The sequence below is a fragment of the Pseudomonas sp. YQ_6 genome (genome assembly GCF_043103245.1).
GTDB lineage: Bacteria > Pseudomonadota > Gammaproteobacteria > Pseudomonadales > Pseudomonadaceae > Aquipseudomonas > Aquipseudomonas alloputida.
Map to the genome: position 1 here is coordinate 63,185 of NZ_JBICJR010000061.1, position 16,033 is coordinate 79,217.

The 16,033-nt window shown below is 61.8% G+C and carries 18 protein-coding genes; 6 read left to right on the forward strand and 12 right to left on the reverse strand.

What is annotated here, in order from left to right:
* The first annotated feature begins 87 nt into the window (after positions 1 to 87).
* Positions 88 to 744, forward strand: a complete 657-nt coding sequence (locus tag ACF8FG_RS20890) for an HAD family phosphatase (RefSeq protein ID WP_012054017.1) — start codon at positions 88 to 90, stop codon at positions 742 to 744.
* 100 nt (positions 745 to 844) lie between these two features.
* Here the strand turns inward: ACF8FG_RS20890 and ACF8FG_RS20895 are convergent, their stop codons facing one another.
* Both ACF8FG_RS20895 and ilvA read right to left on the reverse strand, forming a co-directional pair.
* Positions 845 to 1,270, reverse strand: a complete 426-nt coding sequence (locus ACF8FG_RS20895) for a DUF2269 domain-containing protein (protein ID WP_012054018.1) — start codon at positions 1,268 to 1,270, stop codon at positions 845 to 847.
* Positions 1,271 to 1,417: 147 nt separating this feature from the next.
* Positions 1,418 to 2,932: a threonine ammonia-lyase, biosynthetic gene (gene ilvA / locus ACF8FG_RS20900; protein ID WP_014592757.1), complete on the reverse strand. Its 1,515-nt coding sequence runs from the start codon at positions 2,930 to 2,932 to the stop codon at positions 1,418 to 1,420.
* 133 nt (positions 2,933 to 3,065) lie between these two features.
* Between ilvA and rpiA the strand changes: the two genes are divergently transcribed.
* Complete coding sequence (gene rpiA, locus ACF8FG_RS20905; protein ID WP_003249004.1) at positions 3,066 to 3,740, forward strand: ribose-5-phosphate isomerase RpiA; 675 nt, start codon at positions 3,066 to 3,068, stop codon at positions 3,738 to 3,740.
* Positions 3,741 to 3,844: 104 nt separating this feature from the next.
* On the opposite strand, the gene ACF8FG_RS20910 is transcribed toward rpiA, so the two are convergent.
* The 4 genes from ACF8FG_RS20910 to ACF8FG_RS20925 form a co-directional block, all read right to left on the reverse strand.
* Positions 3,845 to 4,747, reverse strand: a complete 903-nt coding sequence (locus ACF8FG_RS20910) for an SdiA-regulated domain-containing protein (RefSeq protein ID WP_014592758.1) — start codon at positions 4,745 to 4,747, stop codon at positions 3,845 to 3,847.
* 90 nt (positions 4,748 to 4,837) lie between these two features.
* Positions 4,838 to 5,758, reverse strand: a complete 921-nt coding sequence (locus tag ACF8FG_RS20915) for an SdiA-regulated domain-containing protein (protein WP_014592759.1) — start codon at positions 5,756 to 5,758, stop codon at positions 4,838 to 4,840.
* Positions 5,759 to 5,939: 181 nt separating this feature from the next.
* Positions 5,940 to 6,605 (reverse strand): fumarylacetoacetate hydrolase family protein, encoded by a 666-nt coding sequence (locus tag ACF8FG_RS20920; RefSeq protein ID WP_010955685.1) that lies wholly within the window; start codon positions 6,603 to 6,605, stop codon positions 5,940 to 5,942.
* A 26-nt stretch (positions 6,606 to 6,631) separates the two neighbouring features.
* Positions 6,632 to 8,029, reverse strand: coding sequence for an FAD-binding oxidoreductase (locus tag ACF8FG_RS20925; RefSeq protein ID WP_019439116.1), 1,398 nt, complete (start codon positions 8,027 to 8,029; stop codon positions 6,632 to 6,634).
* A gap of 171 nt (positions 8,030 to 8,200) precedes the next feature.
* On the opposite strand from ACF8FG_RS20925, the gene serA reads away from it, so the two are divergent.
* A complete protein-coding gene (serA, locus tag ACF8FG_RS20930; RefSeq protein ID WP_014592761.1) occupies positions 8,201 to 9,430 on the forward strand; it encodes a phosphoglycerate dehydrogenase in 1,230 nt (409 codons plus the stop codon).
* 46 nt (positions 9,431 to 9,476) lie between these two features.
* Here serA and ACF8FG_RS20935 read toward each other — a convergent pair whose 3' ends face one another.
* Positions 9,477 to 9,953, reverse strand: coding sequence for a DUF4399 domain-containing protein (locus ACF8FG_RS20935; RefSeq protein ID WP_014592762.1), 477 nt, complete (start codon positions 9,951 to 9,953; stop codon positions 9,477 to 9,479).
* 223 nt (positions 9,954 to 10,176) lie between these two features.
* Here ACF8FG_RS20935 and ACF8FG_RS20940 point away from each other — a divergent pair, with 223 nt between their 5' ends.
* Positions 10,177 to 10,662 (forward strand): transporter substrate-binding domain-containing protein, encoded by a 486-nt coding sequence (locus ACF8FG_RS20940; RefSeq protein WP_014592763.1) that lies wholly within the window; start codon positions 10,177 to 10,179, stop codon positions 10,660 to 10,662.
* A 114-nt stretch (positions 10,663 to 10,776) separates the two neighbouring features.
* On the opposite strand, the gene ACF8FG_RS20945 is transcribed toward ACF8FG_RS20940, so the two are convergent.
* Positions 10,777 to 11,280: a DUF523 domain-containing protein gene (locus ACF8FG_RS20945; protein ID WP_019439115.1), complete on the reverse strand. Its 504-nt coding sequence runs from the start codon at positions 11,278 to 11,280 to the stop codon at positions 10,777 to 10,779.
* Positions 11,267 to 11,899: a 2OG-Fe(II) oxygenase gene (locus tag ACF8FG_RS20950; protein ID WP_014592765.1), complete on the reverse strand. Its 633-nt coding sequence runs from the start codon at positions 11,897 to 11,899 to the stop codon at positions 11,267 to 11,269. The genes ACF8FG_RS20945 and ACF8FG_RS20950 overlap by 14 nt, the downstream gene beginning before the upstream one ends.
* A 113-nt stretch (positions 11,900 to 12,012) precedes the next feature.
* Between ACF8FG_RS20950 and ACF8FG_RS20955 the strand changes: the two genes are divergently transcribed.
* A complete protein-coding gene (locus ACF8FG_RS20955; protein WP_014592766.1) occupies positions 12,013 to 12,765 on the forward strand; it encodes a DUF2059 domain-containing protein in 753 nt (250 codons plus the stop codon).
* On the opposite strand, the gene ACF8FG_RS20960 is transcribed toward ACF8FG_RS20955, so the two are convergent.
* Positions 12,766 to 13,692 (reverse strand): alpha/beta hydrolase, encoded by a 927-nt coding sequence (locus tag ACF8FG_RS20960; RefSeq protein WP_014592767.1) that lies wholly within the window; start codon positions 13,690 to 13,692, stop codon positions 12,766 to 12,768. It lies immediately after the preceding gene.
* Between the two features lie 278 nt (positions 13,693 to 13,970).
* Between ACF8FG_RS20960 and ACF8FG_RS20965 the strand changes: the two genes are divergently transcribed.
* Positions 13,971 to 14,534, forward strand: a complete 564-nt coding sequence (locus tag ACF8FG_RS20965; RefSeq protein WP_014592768.1) for a DUF6436 domain-containing protein — start codon at positions 13,971 to 13,973, stop codon at positions 14,532 to 14,534.
* Positions 14,535 to 14,622: 88 nt separating this feature from the next.
* Here the strand turns inward: ACF8FG_RS20965 and ACF8FG_RS20970 are convergent, their stop codons facing one another.
* Positions 14,623 to 14,976 carry a hypothetical protein gene (locus ACF8FG_RS20970; protein ID WP_392519176.1) on the reverse strand — a complete coding sequence of 118 codons (354 nt, stop codon included), beginning with the start codon at positions 14,974 to 14,976 and terminating at the stop codon, positions 14,623 to 14,625.
* A gap of 480 nt (positions 14,977 to 15,456) precedes the next feature.
* Positions 15,457 to 15,579, reverse strand: a complete 123-nt coding sequence (locus ACF8FG_RS20975; RefSeq protein ID WP_023390420.1) for a hypothetical protein — start codon at positions 15,577 to 15,579, stop codon at positions 15,457 to 15,459.
* Positions 15,580 to 16,033 lie beyond the last annotated feature (454 nt).

Genomic DNA, 16,033 nt, shown 5'->3' on the forward strand with positions numbered 1-16,033 from the left:
CAGCAACGCGCCCGCCAAGCTTATGTGCAGCTGCGTGAAAACTACGTATTCTGCGGGCCTACCCTGTGGCTGATGCGAGTGACCGCGATGCGCCTGGCTTTATTCGACCTGGACAATACCCTCCTCGGTGGCGACAGCGACCATGCCTGGGGTGACTATCTTTGCGAGCGCGGCATTCTCGACCCGGTCGCCTACAAGCAACGCAACGACAGCTTCTACCAGGATTACCTCAACGGCACCCTGGACCTGCAGGCCTACCTGGCCTTTTCCATGGAAATCCTGGCGGCAACACCCATGCCCCAGCTCGACGAATGGCACCGCGACTTCATGCGCGACTGCATCGAGCCCATCGTCCTGCCCAAGGCCCTCGCCTTGCTGCAGCAGCACCGCGAGGCGGGTGACCAACTGGTGATCATCACCGCCACCAACCGCTTCGTCACCGCACCGATCGCTCGGCGCCTGGGGGTGCGGGTGTTGCTGGCAACCGAATGCGAGGTGCGCGACGGCCGCTACACCGGGCGTAGTACTGATATACCGTGTTTCCGTGAAGGCAAAGTGACGCGGCTGGAGCGCTGGATGCTGGAGAACGGCTTTGATCTTGAGGACAGCTACTTCTATAGCGACTCGATGAATGACCTGCCGTTGTTGCAGCGGGTGACGCATGCAGTGGCAGTGGACCCGGCCCCGGACCTTCGGGCCGAGGCGGATAAGCGTGGGTGGCCGGTGATCTCGCTGCGGGATTGAAGCTTCCTGTGCCGCCTTTTCGCGCCCCTACAAGGACCGCGCCGCCCGTTGTAGGAGCGGGTTCACCCGCGAAGAGGCCGGCACAAACAGCACAAGGCTGTCAGACCGGCTTGGCCCCCATCAGCCCGGCAATGGACAGGAAGCAAACCCCACTGAATACCGCCAGCGCCAGGGTAAACCGCAACCCTACCACCTCGGCCTTGCGCAGCCGGTTCAGCCGCACCAGTAGCCACCACACGGCAAACGCACCGAAGGTATAGATGACACTGGATGCCAACACCCAGGTCTGCCCCAGTGGCCAGCCCACCAGGTGTACCAGCCACCAGCCGGTGAACGGCATGCTCACCAGGCACAGCCCCATCACCAGCCAGACGAACACCAACGGCCGGCGCAGCAGCTTGGCGTAGGCTTCGGCATCGCCCTGACGGCGGGCGCGCCAGGTCCAGATCGCCAGGCCCAGGGCGCCCAGAAGCAGCAGCGCGGTGGCGATGATGTGCAGGGTCTTGAGCGTGGTCAGGTGTTCCATGTCTCGGTCGTCCTTAAACGGGCATTTTGCGGTCGCTTCTTCGCGGGCTTACCCGCTCCTGCCAAGGTATCTCAGGCCTTTAGGCCTGCGCAGTACCTGTGGGAGCGGGCAAGCCCGCGAAAGGGCCATCAGCCCTAGCTTAGCCGCTCAGCCCAGGAACAGTTTGTAGGCCGGGTTTTCGGTCTCGTCCCAGTACGGGTAACCGATCTTGGCCAGCGCTGCCGGCACCAGGTGACGTTCGTCCTCCGGTACCTGCAGCCCCGCCACCACGCGCCCGTCAGCCGCGCCATGGTTGCGGTAGTGGAACATCGAGATGTTCCAGCGCCCGCCCAGCTTGTTGAGGAAGTTGAACAGCGCCCCCGGCCGCTCGGGGAATTCGAAGCGCAGCACCATTTCGTCGCTGGCACCGGCCGAGTGGCCGCCGACCATATGACGAATATGCAGCTTGGCCAGTTCGTTGTCGGTCAGATCGGTAACCGGGAAGCCCTGCTCGGTCAGTTGCTGCACCAGCGCAGCGCGCGGGTCGTTTTCCGGGTGGGTCTGCACCCCAACGAAGATATGCGCTTCGTCAGAGGTGTGCTTGCGGTAGTTGAACTCGGTGATCTGACGTTTGCCGATGGCCTCGCAGAAGGCCTTGAAGCTACCCGGGCGCTCAGGGATGGTCACGGCGATGATCGCTTCGCGCTTCTCGCCCAGTTCGGCACGCTCGGCCACATGGCGCAGGCGATCGAAATTGACGTTGGCACCGGAGTCGATGGCCACCAGGGTCTGGCCGCTGACGCCGTATAGCTCGACGTACTTCTTGATGCCCGCCACCCCCAGAGCGCCAGCAGGCTCGGTGATCGAGCGGGTATCGTCGTAGATATCCTTGATTGCTGCGCAGATTTCATCGGTACTGACAGTGACGACTTCGTCCACATGGTGGCGGCAGATATCGAAGGTGTGCTGGCCAATCTGCGCCACCGCCACGCCATCGGCGAACAGCCCGACCTGCGGCAGCACCACACGCTCACCGGCAGCCATGGCCGCCTGCAGGCAGTTGGAATCGTCCGGCTCGACACCGATTACCTTGATTTCCGGGCGCAGGTACTTCACGTAGGCAGCAATGCCGGCGATCAGGCCGCCACCGCCCACCGGCACGAAGATCGCATCCAGCCGGCCAGGGTGTTGGCGCAGGATTTCCATGGCGACGGTGCCCTGCCCGGCGATGGTGTGCGGATCGTCGTAAGGGTGAACGTAGACGAAGCCCTTTTCCTCGACCAGTTTCAGCGAATAGGCCAGTGCCTCAGGGAACGAGTCGCCATGCAGCACCACCTTGCCGCCGCGCGAGCGCACGCCTTCGACCTTGATCTCCGGGGTGGTCTTGGGCATCACGATGGTGGCCTTGATGCCCATTTCACGCGCGGCCAGGGCCAGGCCTTGGGCGTGGTTGCCGGCAGAGGCGGTCACCACCCCGCGGGCCAGTTCTTCCGGGCTCAGCTGGGCCAGCTTGTTATACGCGCCGCGGATCTTGAACGAGAATACTGGCTGCAGGTCTTCGCGCTTGAGCAGAATTTGGTTGCCCAGGCGCTTGCTCAGCTGCCCGGCGCTCTGCAACGGGGTTTCGACGGCAACGTCATAGACGCGCGAGGTGAGGATCTTCTTGACGTACTGTTCGAGCATCGGGAAAGCATCACTGGGCCGCGGGACGAGGGCTGGGAGTCTACCCCAGCGCTACGTCGGGCGACCACAGCAAAGCCGTGCGAGCCGTTATACTAGGCATCTTTGAAACCGCCCTGCCCCTTCCGGAGCCCGCATGACCCAGGACCAACTCAAACAGGCCGTCGCCCAGGCCGCTGTCGACTTCATTCTGCCCAAGCTGGATGAAAAGAGCGTCGTAGGCGTCGGTACCGGTTCGACCGCCAACTTCTTCATCGATGCCCTGGCTCAACACAAGACCGCGTTCGACGGCGCAGTCGCCAGCTCCGAAGCTACCGCCCAGCGCCTGAAGGGCCATGGCATCCCGGTCTACGAACTGAACAGCGTCAGCGAGCTTGAGTTTTACGTGGACGGTGCTGACGAGAGCGACGCACACCTGCACCTGATCAAGGGCGGCGGCGCAGCCCTGACCCGCGAAAAAATCGTCGCGGCCGTGGCCAAGACCTTCATCTGCATCGCCGACGGCAGCAAGCTGGTGCCGGTACTGGGGGCCTTCCCGCTGCCGGTCGAAGTGATCCCCATGGCCCGCAGCCACGTGGCGCGTCAGCTGGTGAAGCTGGGTGGCGACCCGGTGTACCGTGAAGGCGTGGTCACCGACAACGGCAACGTGATCCTGGATGTGTACAACCTGCAGATCACCAACCCGGTGGAACTGGAAGCGCAGATCAACGCCATCGTCGGCGTGGTCACCAACGGCCTGTTCGCGGCGCGGCCGGCGGATCTACTGCTGCTGGGTACCGCTGAAGGCGTTAAGAGCCTCAAGGCCGAGTAAAACCCTTCGCGGGTAAACCCGCTCCTACAAGGTACCCCACCGGCCTGGAACCGTGGCGATCCCTGTAGGAGCGGGTTTACCCGCGAATAGGCCCTGACAGGCGATCAATCAACCGGCTGCTTGAACACATAGAACAGGTTCGGCTCACTGACCAGGTAAATGGTCCCCGCTTCATCCATCGCAATCCCCTCCGCCTGCGGCACCGTCGCCTGCAACCCCTGGAAGCCCTTGCGCAACGACAAGGTACTCAGCGGCTGGCCCTGTACATCCAGCTCCAGCACCAACCGCGACTCGTCCGACAACGCCAGCAAATGCCCACTGCGTTCATCGAACTGCAAGCTCGACAAATCCCGCACAAACAACCGTGAATCGCGCTTGCGGTCCTGTACCACATGCACGGCGTAGGGCTTTTCCGGATTGTCATGCGGGAAGCCATGCACCTCATAGATAAGCATCGGGTCACGCTCTTTCGCCACGAAAAGGCGCTTGCCCGCCGAATCGTAGGCCAAGCCCTCGAAGCCTTTGTTGCCATTGAGACCAATACCCAATGTCAGCTGTTCGGCATCACCGGCATCAAGAAACATCGTGTCGTTTTCCAGCCGTACGCGAATCAGCCGTTGCTGACGCTCGTCGGTGATCACATAGCTGTTTGGCCCAACGTACTCCACAGCCTCCGGGTCGCCGAAGCCAGTCAGCGGCACACGGCGCAGGATACGGCCATCCAGCGACAGCTCGATCAGCTCCGAACGGGCGTTGGTGACCGTGAAGAGGCTTTTGCGGTCGGGGTCGTAGGTCAGCGCCGAGATGTCATCATCCAGCCCTTCGATCGGTTGCGCCTCCAGCACCACCCGGTAGCGATCCAGGCCAATGCTGCGCTCAACAGGCTGCCACCAGGTCTTGAGATTGAACCAGCCACGCTCGAACAGGCGAAACTCCTGCCCGGCCCAGCCAAGCAGGAGCAGACCAAGGGCAGCCAGAACAAGGAACAGGCGAACAAAACGACGCATAGGGACAGACTCGACACAAGGATGGCGAATCTAATCATGAATGGCTGAAGCAAAGCTTAATGCAAGCGTCAGGCAATTCTGATGATGCTGTCAGTTCTTTTTGAATCGATAGAAAAGCGCCGGCTCGCTGACCATGTACAAGGTGCCCTTGTCGTCCATGGCCACCCCTTCAGCCCGCGGAATGGTGCCTTCAAGCCCGTTGAAGCCGCCCAGCAGCGTCATGAAGCTGACTTGCTGGCCCTGCTCGTCCAGCTCCAGCAGCATGTTGGAGTCGGCCGAAAGCACCAGCAAGTGGCCAGTACGCGGGTCGACACCCAGCGCAGACAGGTTGCGCAAGTCGAGTTCATCGCTAGGCAACGGCTGCTTCTCACCCTTGAGCGGGCTGCGGCCATCGGTGTTCCAGGTGTACAGCTTGGGCGGGCGCTCCTCGCCAATGATCAGGCGCTGGCGCAGCGGGTCCCAGGCGATGGCCTCGAAGCCCTTGTTGCTCTTGGCCGAAGGGCCCAGGTCGTGGCTCGGGAAGTCGTCGTGATTCAGTGCAGTGGTCTGCGCGTCCACCTTGACCACGGTCAGATCGTGCAGGCGCTCGTCGGTGATGGCCAGGTTGCCGTCTTCGAGCACCGCGACGCCTTCGGGGTTGTTCCAGCCGTTGAGCGGGATCTTGCGCAGTACATCGCCCTCCAGGCTCAGCTCGACCAGGAACGGGTTCTTGCCCATGACCGCGAACAGGGTGCGGGTTTGCGGGTTGAAGGCCACATCCGAGGCTTCATCATCGTCCATGCCCGGCAGCGGCTTGGCGTCGATGTCCACCTGGTAATCCGGCAGCCACACGCTATCGCTGCGCGCGGTGGTGCTTTCGAAGCTTTCTTTTACCCACAGTGCACCGCGGTCATCCCAGTGCATGGCCACGGCCACGCCATAGCCGATCACCGCCGCCACTGCCAGGCCGAAGGGCCAGCGCAGGTAAAAACGACGCTTGGGGGTTACCGGGGCGCTGGAGGGGAATGGCATGCGGTGATCCTGGGGAAATGGGCGTAGGTGCGCGCATTATCCGGATTAGGTGTGAAAAATCGGTAAACAGGGCCGGCCTCTTCGCCGGTAAACCCGCGCCCAAGGTTCTGCACAGTATTCAAGGCCTGTGCAATCCCTGCAGGAACGCGTCTACCCGCAAAAAAGGCGACGCGGTTTCGAGTTAAAGCACCCGGCTTTCGAAGCGGCTCACACCCGGCAGTTCCAGCACCAGTTCGTCACCGACATTGAACGGCCCAACACCCGCCGGGGTACCGGTGAGGATCACATCCCCCGCTTGTAGCGAGAAATGCGCTGCCATGTACTGAATCATCGGCACGATCGGGTTCAGCATCATCGCGCTGTTACCATCCTGGCGCACTTCGCCGTTCACGGTCAGGCGCACCGGGATGTCTGTCACGTCCTCGAAGCTGGCGGCCGAGACGAACGGTGGCAGCACGCAAGCGCCGTCAAAGCACTTGGCCAGCTCCCAGGGCAGGCCCTTTTCCTTCAGTTTGGCCTGCACGTCGCGCAGGGTCAGGTCCAGCGCCGGTGCGTAACCGGAAATGGCATCCAGCACCTCTTCCTCGCTCGGGTGGGTCGACAGCGGCTTGCCCAGCAGCACGGCAATTTCAACCTCATAGTGCACCGACCCACGCTCGGCCGGGATCTTGAAGCCACCTTCGGCCGGCACCACGCAGCTGCCTGGCTTGATGAACAGCAGCGGCTCGGTGGGGATCGGGTTGTCCAGTTCCTTGGCATGCTCGGCATAGTTACGGCCGATGCACACCACCTTGCCCAAGGGGAAGTGAATGCGCGTGCCGTCTACGTACTGGTGCTGGTAACTCATGGCCGACTCCTTCTGGATACTGCTTTTTATTCAGGTGCGAAGATCTTACCCGGATTCATGATGCCGTTAGGGTCGAACACGGCCTTTATTGCCTTCATGCAGGCGATTTCTTCGGGGGAGCGGCTGTAGCCCAGGTAGTCACGCTTGGTCATGCCCACGCCATGCTCGGCAGAAATCGACCCGTTGTAACGCTCGACGATCTCGAACACCCACTTGTTGACCTTGGCACACGAAGCGAAGAAGTCGTCCTTGCTCATATGCTCAGGCTTGAGGATGTTCAGGTGCAGGTTGCCGTCACCAATATGGCCGTACCACACCACTTCATAGTCCGGGTAATGCGCTGAGACGATGGCGTCGATGTCGCGCAGGAACGCAGGCACTTTCGAGACGGTGACGGAAATGTCGTTCTTGTACGGTGTCCAGTGCGAGATGGTTTCCGACAGGTACTCGCGCAGCTTCCACAGGTTTTTCAGCTGGGTTTCGCTCTGGCTCATCACCCCATCCAGCACCCAACCCTGCTCGACGCAATGCTCGAAGGTAGCCAATGCTTCGTTGGCCACGTCTTCAGTGCTGGCCTCGAACTCCAGCAGCGCATAGAACGGGCAATCCGTCGCGAAGGGCGCAGGCACATCGCCGCGGGCGAGGATCTTGGCCAACCCCTTGTCGGAGAAGAACTCGAAAGCGGTCAGGTCCAGTTTGCCCTGGAAGGCGTGCAGCACCGGCATGATCGAGTCGAAGTCCGGTGTGCCCAGCACCATGGCGGTGAGGTTGCGCGGTGCGCGGTCCAGGCGCATGGTGGCCTCGACAACGAAGCCCAACGTGCCCTCGGCACCGATGAACAGCTGGCGCAGGTCGTAGCCGGTGGCGTTCTTGATCAGGTCTTTGTTCAGCTCCAGCAACTCGCCCTTGCCGGTGATCACTTTCAGTCCGGCCACCCAATTGCGGGTCATACCGTAACGAATCACCTTGATCCCGCCGGCATTGGTACCGATATTGCCGCCAATCTGGCTGGAACCGCTGGAAGCGAAGTCCACCGGGTAATAAAGGCCTTGCTCTTCGGCGTAGGTTTGCAGCTGGCGGGTGACGACCCCTGGCTGGCAAACCACAGTACGGTCGAAAGCATTGAAGCCAAGGATCTGGTTCATGTAGTCGAAGGCGACGACAACCTCGCCATTGGCCGCCACGGCGCCGGCAGAAAGCCCGGTGCGCCCGCCAGAGGGCACCAGCGCCACCTTGTGCGCATTGGCCCAGTGCACAATGGCTTGCACCTGTTCTACCGTTTTGGGAAAGACGATGGCGCTGGGCGCAGGCGGGTAATGCTTGGTCCAGTCCTTGCCATACGCTTCGAGGGAAACCGGGTCAGTCAGGACCTTGCCAGGGTCGACAAGGGTCATCAGTTCTTCAATAACAGCGGGATGGGTCATCGCTGGAACTCTCGACTTATTCATGGTCACCCTGAGCACTCTTCACCTGTCGGGATAAGCTCAGATTGTGTCGCGTATGCTAGCATAGCCCTCCCGCTGTTCATGCTAAGGCTGCCCTCGCGCCTGGCATCACCCCTCGCCAATTTATCTCCGGGATACAGGTTTACGCAGATGAGCAAGACTTCTCTCGACAAGAGCAAGATCCGGTTCCTTCTTCTTGAAGGTGTGCACCAGAACGCGGTCGATACCCTCAAGGCCGCCGGCTACACCAACATCGAATACCTCACTGGTTCGTTGCCGGAAGCCGAGCTGAAGGAAAAGATCGCCGATGCCCACTTCATCGGCATCCGTTCGCGTACCCAGCTCACCGAAGAGATCTTCGACTGCGCCAAGAAACTGGTCGCTGTTGGCTGCTTCTGCATCGGTACCAACCAGGTTGACCTGGAAGCTGCCCGCGAGCGCGGTATCGCCGTGTTCAACGCGCCATACTCCAACACCCGTTCGGTGGCCGAGCTGGTACTGGCCGAAGCCATCCTGCTGCTGCGCGGCATCCCTGAGAAGAACGCCTCCTGCCACCGTGGTGGCTGGATCAAGAGCGCGGCCAACTCGTTCGAAATCCGCGGCAAGAAACTGGGCATCGTCGGCTACGGCTCGATTGGTACCCAGCTTTCGGTACTGGCTGAGAACATGGGCATGCAGGTGTACTTCTTCGACCCGCTGACCAAGCTGCCACTGGGCAACGCCGTGCAGGTCACCAGCCTGAACGAGCTGCTGGGCCTGGCTGACATCGTCTCGCTGCACGTGCCTGAGCTGCCATCCACCCAGTGGATGATCGGCGAGAAGGAAATCCGCTCGATGAAGAAGGGCGCGATCCTGATCAACGCCGCCCGTGGCACCGTGGTCGAGCTGGACCACCTGGCCGCTGCCATCAAGGACAAGCACCTGATCGGCGCCGCCATCGACGTGTTCCCGGTCGAGCCACGCTCCAACGACGAAGAGTTCGAAAGCCCGCTGCGCGGCCTCGACAACGTGATCCTGACGCCGCACATTGGTGGTTCCACCGCCGAAGCCCAGGCCAACATCGGCCTGGAAGTGGCCGAGAAACTGGTCAAGTACAGCGACAACGGTACTTCGGTGTCCTCGGTCAACTTCCCGGAAGTGGCCCTGCCAGCACACCCAGGCAAACACCGTCTGCTGCACATTCACGAAAACATCCCGGGCGTGCTCAGCGAGATCAACAAGGTCTTCGCCGAGAACGGTATCAACATCTCCGGTCAGTTCCTGCAGACCAACGAGAAAGTCGGTTACGTGGTAATCGACGTTGACGCCGAGTACTCGGACCTGGCGCAGGAAAAACTGCAACAGGTCAAAGGCACCATCCGTTCGCGCGTCCTCTTCTAAGGTCGCTGGCGGTATGAAAAAGGGAGGCCCTGGTGGCCTCCCTTTTTTATTTCACTTCAACCGTGATCTTCTTCGACTCGACGCTAGGCTTGAACGGCACATGATACTGGTCACCCAGAATCAGTTGCAGGGTGTGCTTGCCCGGGGTCAGGGTAATGCTGGTTTCGGTCTGTGCCTTGCCGAAGTGCAGTACTTGCGGCCCCGCCGGCAGTGCGACGCCGGCCTCTGGCATCAGGCTGGTTGGCAGTGGCATGTCAGCAACCGGCTCTTTGTCGACATCCACCAGCAGATGGTGGTGCCCGGTGTGCGGGGTTTGGTCACCCGCAGGTTTGAGGCCCATACCCTCGATACCGAACTTGACGGTGAAGGTCTTGTCGACCGTGGCACCATCGGCGGGGGAAACGATGAAGACCTTCGCCTCCTTGGGCGGCTCCTGGCTCTTCAGGGCGTCTGCGGCACTGGCGAACACCGACGCCCCCATCAGCAGACCGGCAACGGCAGCACGCGAAAATAGGCTGTTCATTCACTTCTCCTGTGGTTCACTTATTGACCGCAGCCTGTCATCCAAAAGCGGCGGTAGTTCACCTTAGTTGAAATAACCGCCAAGGTGTTCACATTGCCTGACAGAAATATTTCCGTCAGGGTTAAACAATGCCGAGGCTTGAAGGTCATAGGCTGCGCTCGATCACGGCGAGGAAGAAAGCCGTGGCGATCGATTTCAAACTGCTAAAAGAAAAGGGGCATACATGCGTTCGACCATAGGGGTACTGCTGGCAGTACTGATCAGTCCATTGGCTCAGGCGGAGCTGATCGACGAAATCGCCGACCGGGGCGAACTGCGCATTGCCGTACAGGCCGAGAACTCGCCATACGCCTTCAAACAAGACGACCACCTGACAGGTTTCGACATCGAATTTGGCCAGGCCCTGGCCAAGGAACTGGACTTGCGCGCCGAGTTCGTCGAAGCCCCGGCGACCGAAGTGCTGGCGGGTGTCGAGAGTGGCAAGTACGACATCGCATTCGCTCCGTCGAGTGAATCGCTCACAGGCGACGGCCCGCTCGATGTGAGCCTGCCGATTGGCGAGAAGAAGCTGGTGATCCCGTTTCAGAAGGATAACCCGGCTTTTGAAAGTGCCGTAAACAATGCGTTGCAGCGTTTGAAAGACAGTGGCCGGACTGCCGAGCTTGAGCAGAAGTGGTTCAAGGGTGTGCAGGAGACTGCTGCGCAGTGAGGTCTTCTTTGCAACCTGTACCGGCCTCTTCGCGGGTAAACCCGCTCCTACAGGCCTTGGGTACAGTGCGGTCCCTGTAGGAGCGGGTTCACCCGCGAAAGGGCCGGTACAGGTTCAAACAGATATATCAGCCAAAGCCCGCTGCGCCTGGTCCAGTTCCAGCTCGCTGAACACCTGCACCCCCGCCCGCCGCAGCAGCGCCGTGGTTACCCCTTCCCCCGCCACTTTCACACCACTGAAGGTGCCGTCATAGGTCAACCGGTTGCCACACGAAGGGCTGCCAGACTTCAGCACCGCCACGCGGATGCCATGCCGGCGCACCAGCTCCAGCGCCAGCCGCGCCCCGGCCAGAAACTCGGCACTGACATCTTCGCCCGTCACTGTCAGCACCTGCGTGTCGCCATCGAGCACTGCGCTACCCTGCCCGCCCGGTATCTCCGCTGGCGGCCGCGGTGTCGGCAAGCCGCCTGCTACCTCGGGGCACAACGGCACCACGCGCCCTTCGGCCTGCCACTGCTGCAACAAATCGGGATGGCCGCTGGCCCGGCCGTCATAGCGAACTGGCTGCCCCAACAGGCAGGCGCTCACCAGCACCTTGGGCCTATCAGAACGGGTCATTGCCACGCCGCCTGAACCAGCCGGTCAATGACAGCCGCTCACGCCCGGCCGGTAGTACTTCGTGAGGCACTTCGCCCGACAGGAATACCACCAGGCAACCGGCCACTGGCTCGACATCGTGCTCGACACCGTTGGCCAGGAACATGCGCAACTGGCCACCGTCATGCGGTTGCCAGCCTTCATTGAGGTAAAGCACCGCCGAGACCATGCGCCGGTCATCGTCGCGGAAGCGGTCCAGGTGCCGGCGATAGAACGCCCCCGATGGATACAGGGCAAAGTGGCATTCAAAGTCTTCCAGGCCCAGGAAAAGGCCTTGGTTGATTGCCAGGCGCAGCTGATCCATGGCCGCCAGGTACTGGTCGCAGGCCTCGGCCTGCCCCGGGTCGACCCACTGGATCTGGTCACCGCGAATGGTTTCGCGCACCTCCTGGGCAGCTCCCCGCCCAACCCCTGCGGGGTTGAGTTCGCCTTCGGCATCACGGCGCCGGCACTCGGCTGCAAGTGCGCGCACCAGGTCGGCAGGCAGAAATTGCGCCTGCTGGGACCAGCCATGGGTGGCCAGATCGTCGACGACGGCCGCAAGCATCGGGTGTTCAGGGGATATGTGCATGGCGCGCATCATATCCATTCGCCCTGTCGCCGCACAGCGCCACTTGGCCGAGAAACACGCGGATATCTCGACAAACCGGCGCCGGGCCAAGGACAATAGCCACCTGCCGACAGGAGTCCTGAATGCGCCGTCTGTTTTCCCTGATTCTGCTGATGATCTGCACCATGCCTGTCTGGGCAGACAACCTGAATCAACTGTACAAGGCTGCCGGCTGGCCCGACCAGCGCGCCCACTTCAACGATGCCCTGACCGCTGCCCAGGAGCGCTACCGCAACAGTTTGCCACCCGCCGTGTACCAGGCGCTGGTCAACAACAGCAACCAGCGCTTCCAGGCCCAGGCGGTGGACCGTCGCGCCCAGGCAAAGCTGCGCGCCACCCTGGCCGACCCGGCACCAGCCCTGGCCTTCTTCCAGTCGCCGCTGGGGCGCAAAGTGGTGGCGGCCGAGCTCAAGGCCACCCGCAAGGACGAACTGGCCAAGAACGCCAAAGGCCTGCCCAAGATCCAGGCCAGCGACGATCGTCTGCTGATCATCGGCCACCTGGCCCAAGCCCTGCCTGCGCGGGAAGCCGGCGCCGAAGTCAGCCTTGCCATTGCCGGTGTAGCCGCCGACAGCCTCAGCTCGATGATCCCCGGCCTGTTCAGCGGCGGCCAGGCCCAGAGCCTGCTGGATGGCCAGCGCCAGCGGTTGATGGGGCAGATTGGCGAAGACCTGAACAACACCCTGTTGTACGTCTACCGCGACCTGTCCGATGCCGAGCTGGAAGCGTTCGCCACCTTTGCCGAGTCGCCCGAGGGCAAGGCTTACTACCAGGCGGCCCTGGCCGCTGTACGTGCCGGCCTGGCGGTTGGCCAGAGCACCAACGACCTGAAGTGATCAGCCCAGGCGCTGATCGATGAAGTCGAAGTAGCGCTGGCGGATGCCCGGCAACTCGTTGGCCAGGTGGTGACGGGCTTCGGGCAGCATCAGGATCTGTGGCTCGGCAAACTTGGCCTTGAGCACTTCGAGGTTGTGGGGCCAGTCCACCGTGCCATCCGCCTCCCCCTGCACGATCAATGGCCGACGCGCACTACGCGGCGCAGCCTCGATGCGTTTGACCCAGGCAATCAGTGCGCCCACCCAGGCCGTTGGCAGGCGACGCGGTTGCAGCGGGTCGGCCTCCAGGAACGGCAGGAAGGCCGGGTCGTTGGTGTTCTCACTGAAGCGCCGTTCGATGCCATTGACGAAGTGGCGCAGCACGCAATAACTGAACTTCGACCAACGCCAGGAACTTGGCCGCACCAGCGGGGCCAGCAGGATGACCTGGCCATCGACGGGGCTGCGTGCGCCCTGGTGCAGCAGATGGTCCACGGCAATCGCCCCCCCCGTGCTCTGCCCACAAAGATGCCACGGGTGCGGCAGTTGCAGCGTGTGCGCCTGTTCGAACAAGGCCTCCAGCACCTGCTGGTACACCGCAAAGTCATTGATGCTGGCCCGCTCGCCGCTGGACAGGCCGTGGCCGGGCAGGTCGCAACTGATCACCGCAAAACCTTGCTTGAGTGCCCACGCAATCACATGCTGGTAGAGGCCCATGTGGTCGTAATAGCCGTGCAGCAGGAACAACGTCGCGCTGGGCTGGTCGGGTAGCCAGGCCTGCCCGACCAGGTCGAACCCCGCCGCCTGGAAGCCGCCCAGCCAGCTGTGTGCCGGCAGGTCCAGGCCATAGAAGCGCTGGTAGTCCTGCGCTTGTGCCGACAGTGGCTGGCGAGTGGTGAACGGCGCCAGGCTTGTGCGCAGGCGGTCGGGGTGAAAGGCAGGGGGCATCGGGTACATCCACATTGATGCAAGTATTGATCTGGAATCTTCAGCTCTGGCCGGCGCCATGGCAAGCTTGCTCACCTCGAACAACCAGCATCGAACTAATTGTGGGAGCGGCCTTGTGTCGCGAAAGGGCCGCAAAGCGGCCCCAGCGATCTATGCATGATGCCGAGACCTGGGCCGCTGCGCGGCCCTTTCGCGACGCAAGGCCGCTCCCACGGGGATCGCGCCAGCTTTTAGAAATTGAGCAAGACAGTTGCTTCCACAAGGGCCACCGACTCTTCATGAATAGCCGAATCATCAAACCGCTGTGCACGGTCATCGCCTTGTTGGTCGGCGCCGTAATCCTCTGGCAGGCCTACAGCGCCTTTCAGGCTCGCTACCTGCGCCCGTTCGACAACCAGGCCACGCTGTTCGACGGCAGCCAGTTACAGCTACCTGCCGAGCTGGCCGGTACTGGCCCGATCCGCGTGGTGCATTTCTGGGACCCGGCCTGCCCATGCAACGTCGGCAACCAACAGCACCTGGGCGACCTTATCAGCCAGTTTGCAGGCCACGACGTTACCTTCCACGTGCTGCAAAAGCCCGGCAGCCACGGCCAGCTACCGGCCAATATCGGCAGCTTGCAACCCATCACCCACCTGCCCGGCAGCGAGCACCTGCCTGCCTCTCCGGCCGTGGCCATCTGGGACCGGCAAGGCAACCTGGCCTACTTCGGCCCCTACAGCGAAGGTGCGGTGTGCAACGCCAGCAACAGTTTCGTGGAGCCTATCATCAAGGCCTTGCTTGAAGGCCGTCCGGTGCAGGCAACCAATACCTTGGCAATAGGGTGCTACTGCCCTTGGTAGATAGTGGGTACCCCATAGATATCTACAGCTTCGACCCATGGGAGGATTTTTACCGTAGCGACATACAGATCAATGGAGAAACTGTATGTCACCACAAGGCTTCACCGAGCTGCCCGATAGCCATGTCCACGGCACGCGCCCGATCTTCGTCCCTGGCGTTTTCTGGGGCCACAACCGCATACCTTATCAGCTGGTATCCAGCTTCCGTCCAGGCAGCCTCGTCATCGATCTGATTCCACAGATCGAAAACGACAAGCGGCAGGTCAAGCAAGCCCATGAGCAGCGCCAGGCCGCACTTGACCAGGATCTCGACCAGGCCATTCTCGCTCAAGCCGGCTCGCTGGCCGGCCTGAGCGAAGTCCAGGCAATCGAGCGAAGAATCGCGGCGATCAGCCAGCTTCAGACGCAGCTTGGGCCACGCCTGGAAGCTGCCCGCCAACAAGCCAACAGCTTCTATGGCAAAGCCCCGGAGCATCGCTCCTTTCAGGAGTTCCTGGCTGTCACCCGCGCCCCCAACGGGCCAGCAGATCCACGCACCGCGTGGCTCGCATCCTACCGGGCCGCGTTCGAGGCCAAGTTGCTAGAGCAGCAAAGCAGCGAGTTGATACAGCGCCAGCATCGACTTCGAAGTGCGTTGTCCGCAGCCAGATTAAAAGAAAGTAACAACCGGAAGATCGATCAAACGCTCTATCAGACCGAGCAAGCACTGGTCCGCATCCTTGCTGCCAGCCATGAGTTCCAAATAGCGCGCAGTGCACTGCAGGACTTGCTCACTGCCTTCACCCGCCACCTGCATGAGGACATTGCCGAGGAAGCGGCACTGGAGCACAGCCGCGAACTGGTACAGGAAACCTCCGGCCTGCTCAGGGCGCGAGCGCGGCTGGTGCAGGCCTACTCTACCTGGGGCAGGCTTCATAGCCTGTTAGAGGTCGAAGCTCACCGCATCGATTTCGCCCTGCGAGTCATAGCAGTTGGCACCTCTGCAGATCGACGGCCAGAGTTGCTCGCCCTGCAAGCTCAGGTGCAAGCTCAAGCAGCCGAGCATGCAAGTACGTCATCTACCGATGCAACGACTGCCAGGCAGCTGCGAGACCAGGCGGACATCGCCCTGCAAGCGGCTTTCGACGAGCAGGCAGTACTCGCGGCGCTCTCGGGTCACACACCCAGCAATACCCCGATTACCTTCAACGCCTGGACTGCAAGCACTCGCCACCCGGTGATATTGAGTTCCTCGCGCGGTGGCACGGCCGAATTCGAGTTGATCTGGGAGAGCCTCGCCGAGTCAATTGGCAAGACTGCACAGCGCCTGCTGACGGGCGCTGCACTGACGGCCATTCGGTATGCGTCACTGATGCTCTACGCCACGCGCCTGGGCGATGGCGAGCGCATGGGCGTCACCGTCCCGCTGGCCATGATGACGCCCGGTGCGGACCTGACCCTGGAGGCAAACCGCAAGGTCGGCCAGAACCTTGAGCTGCCGCTGCGGATGAACGCCGTCC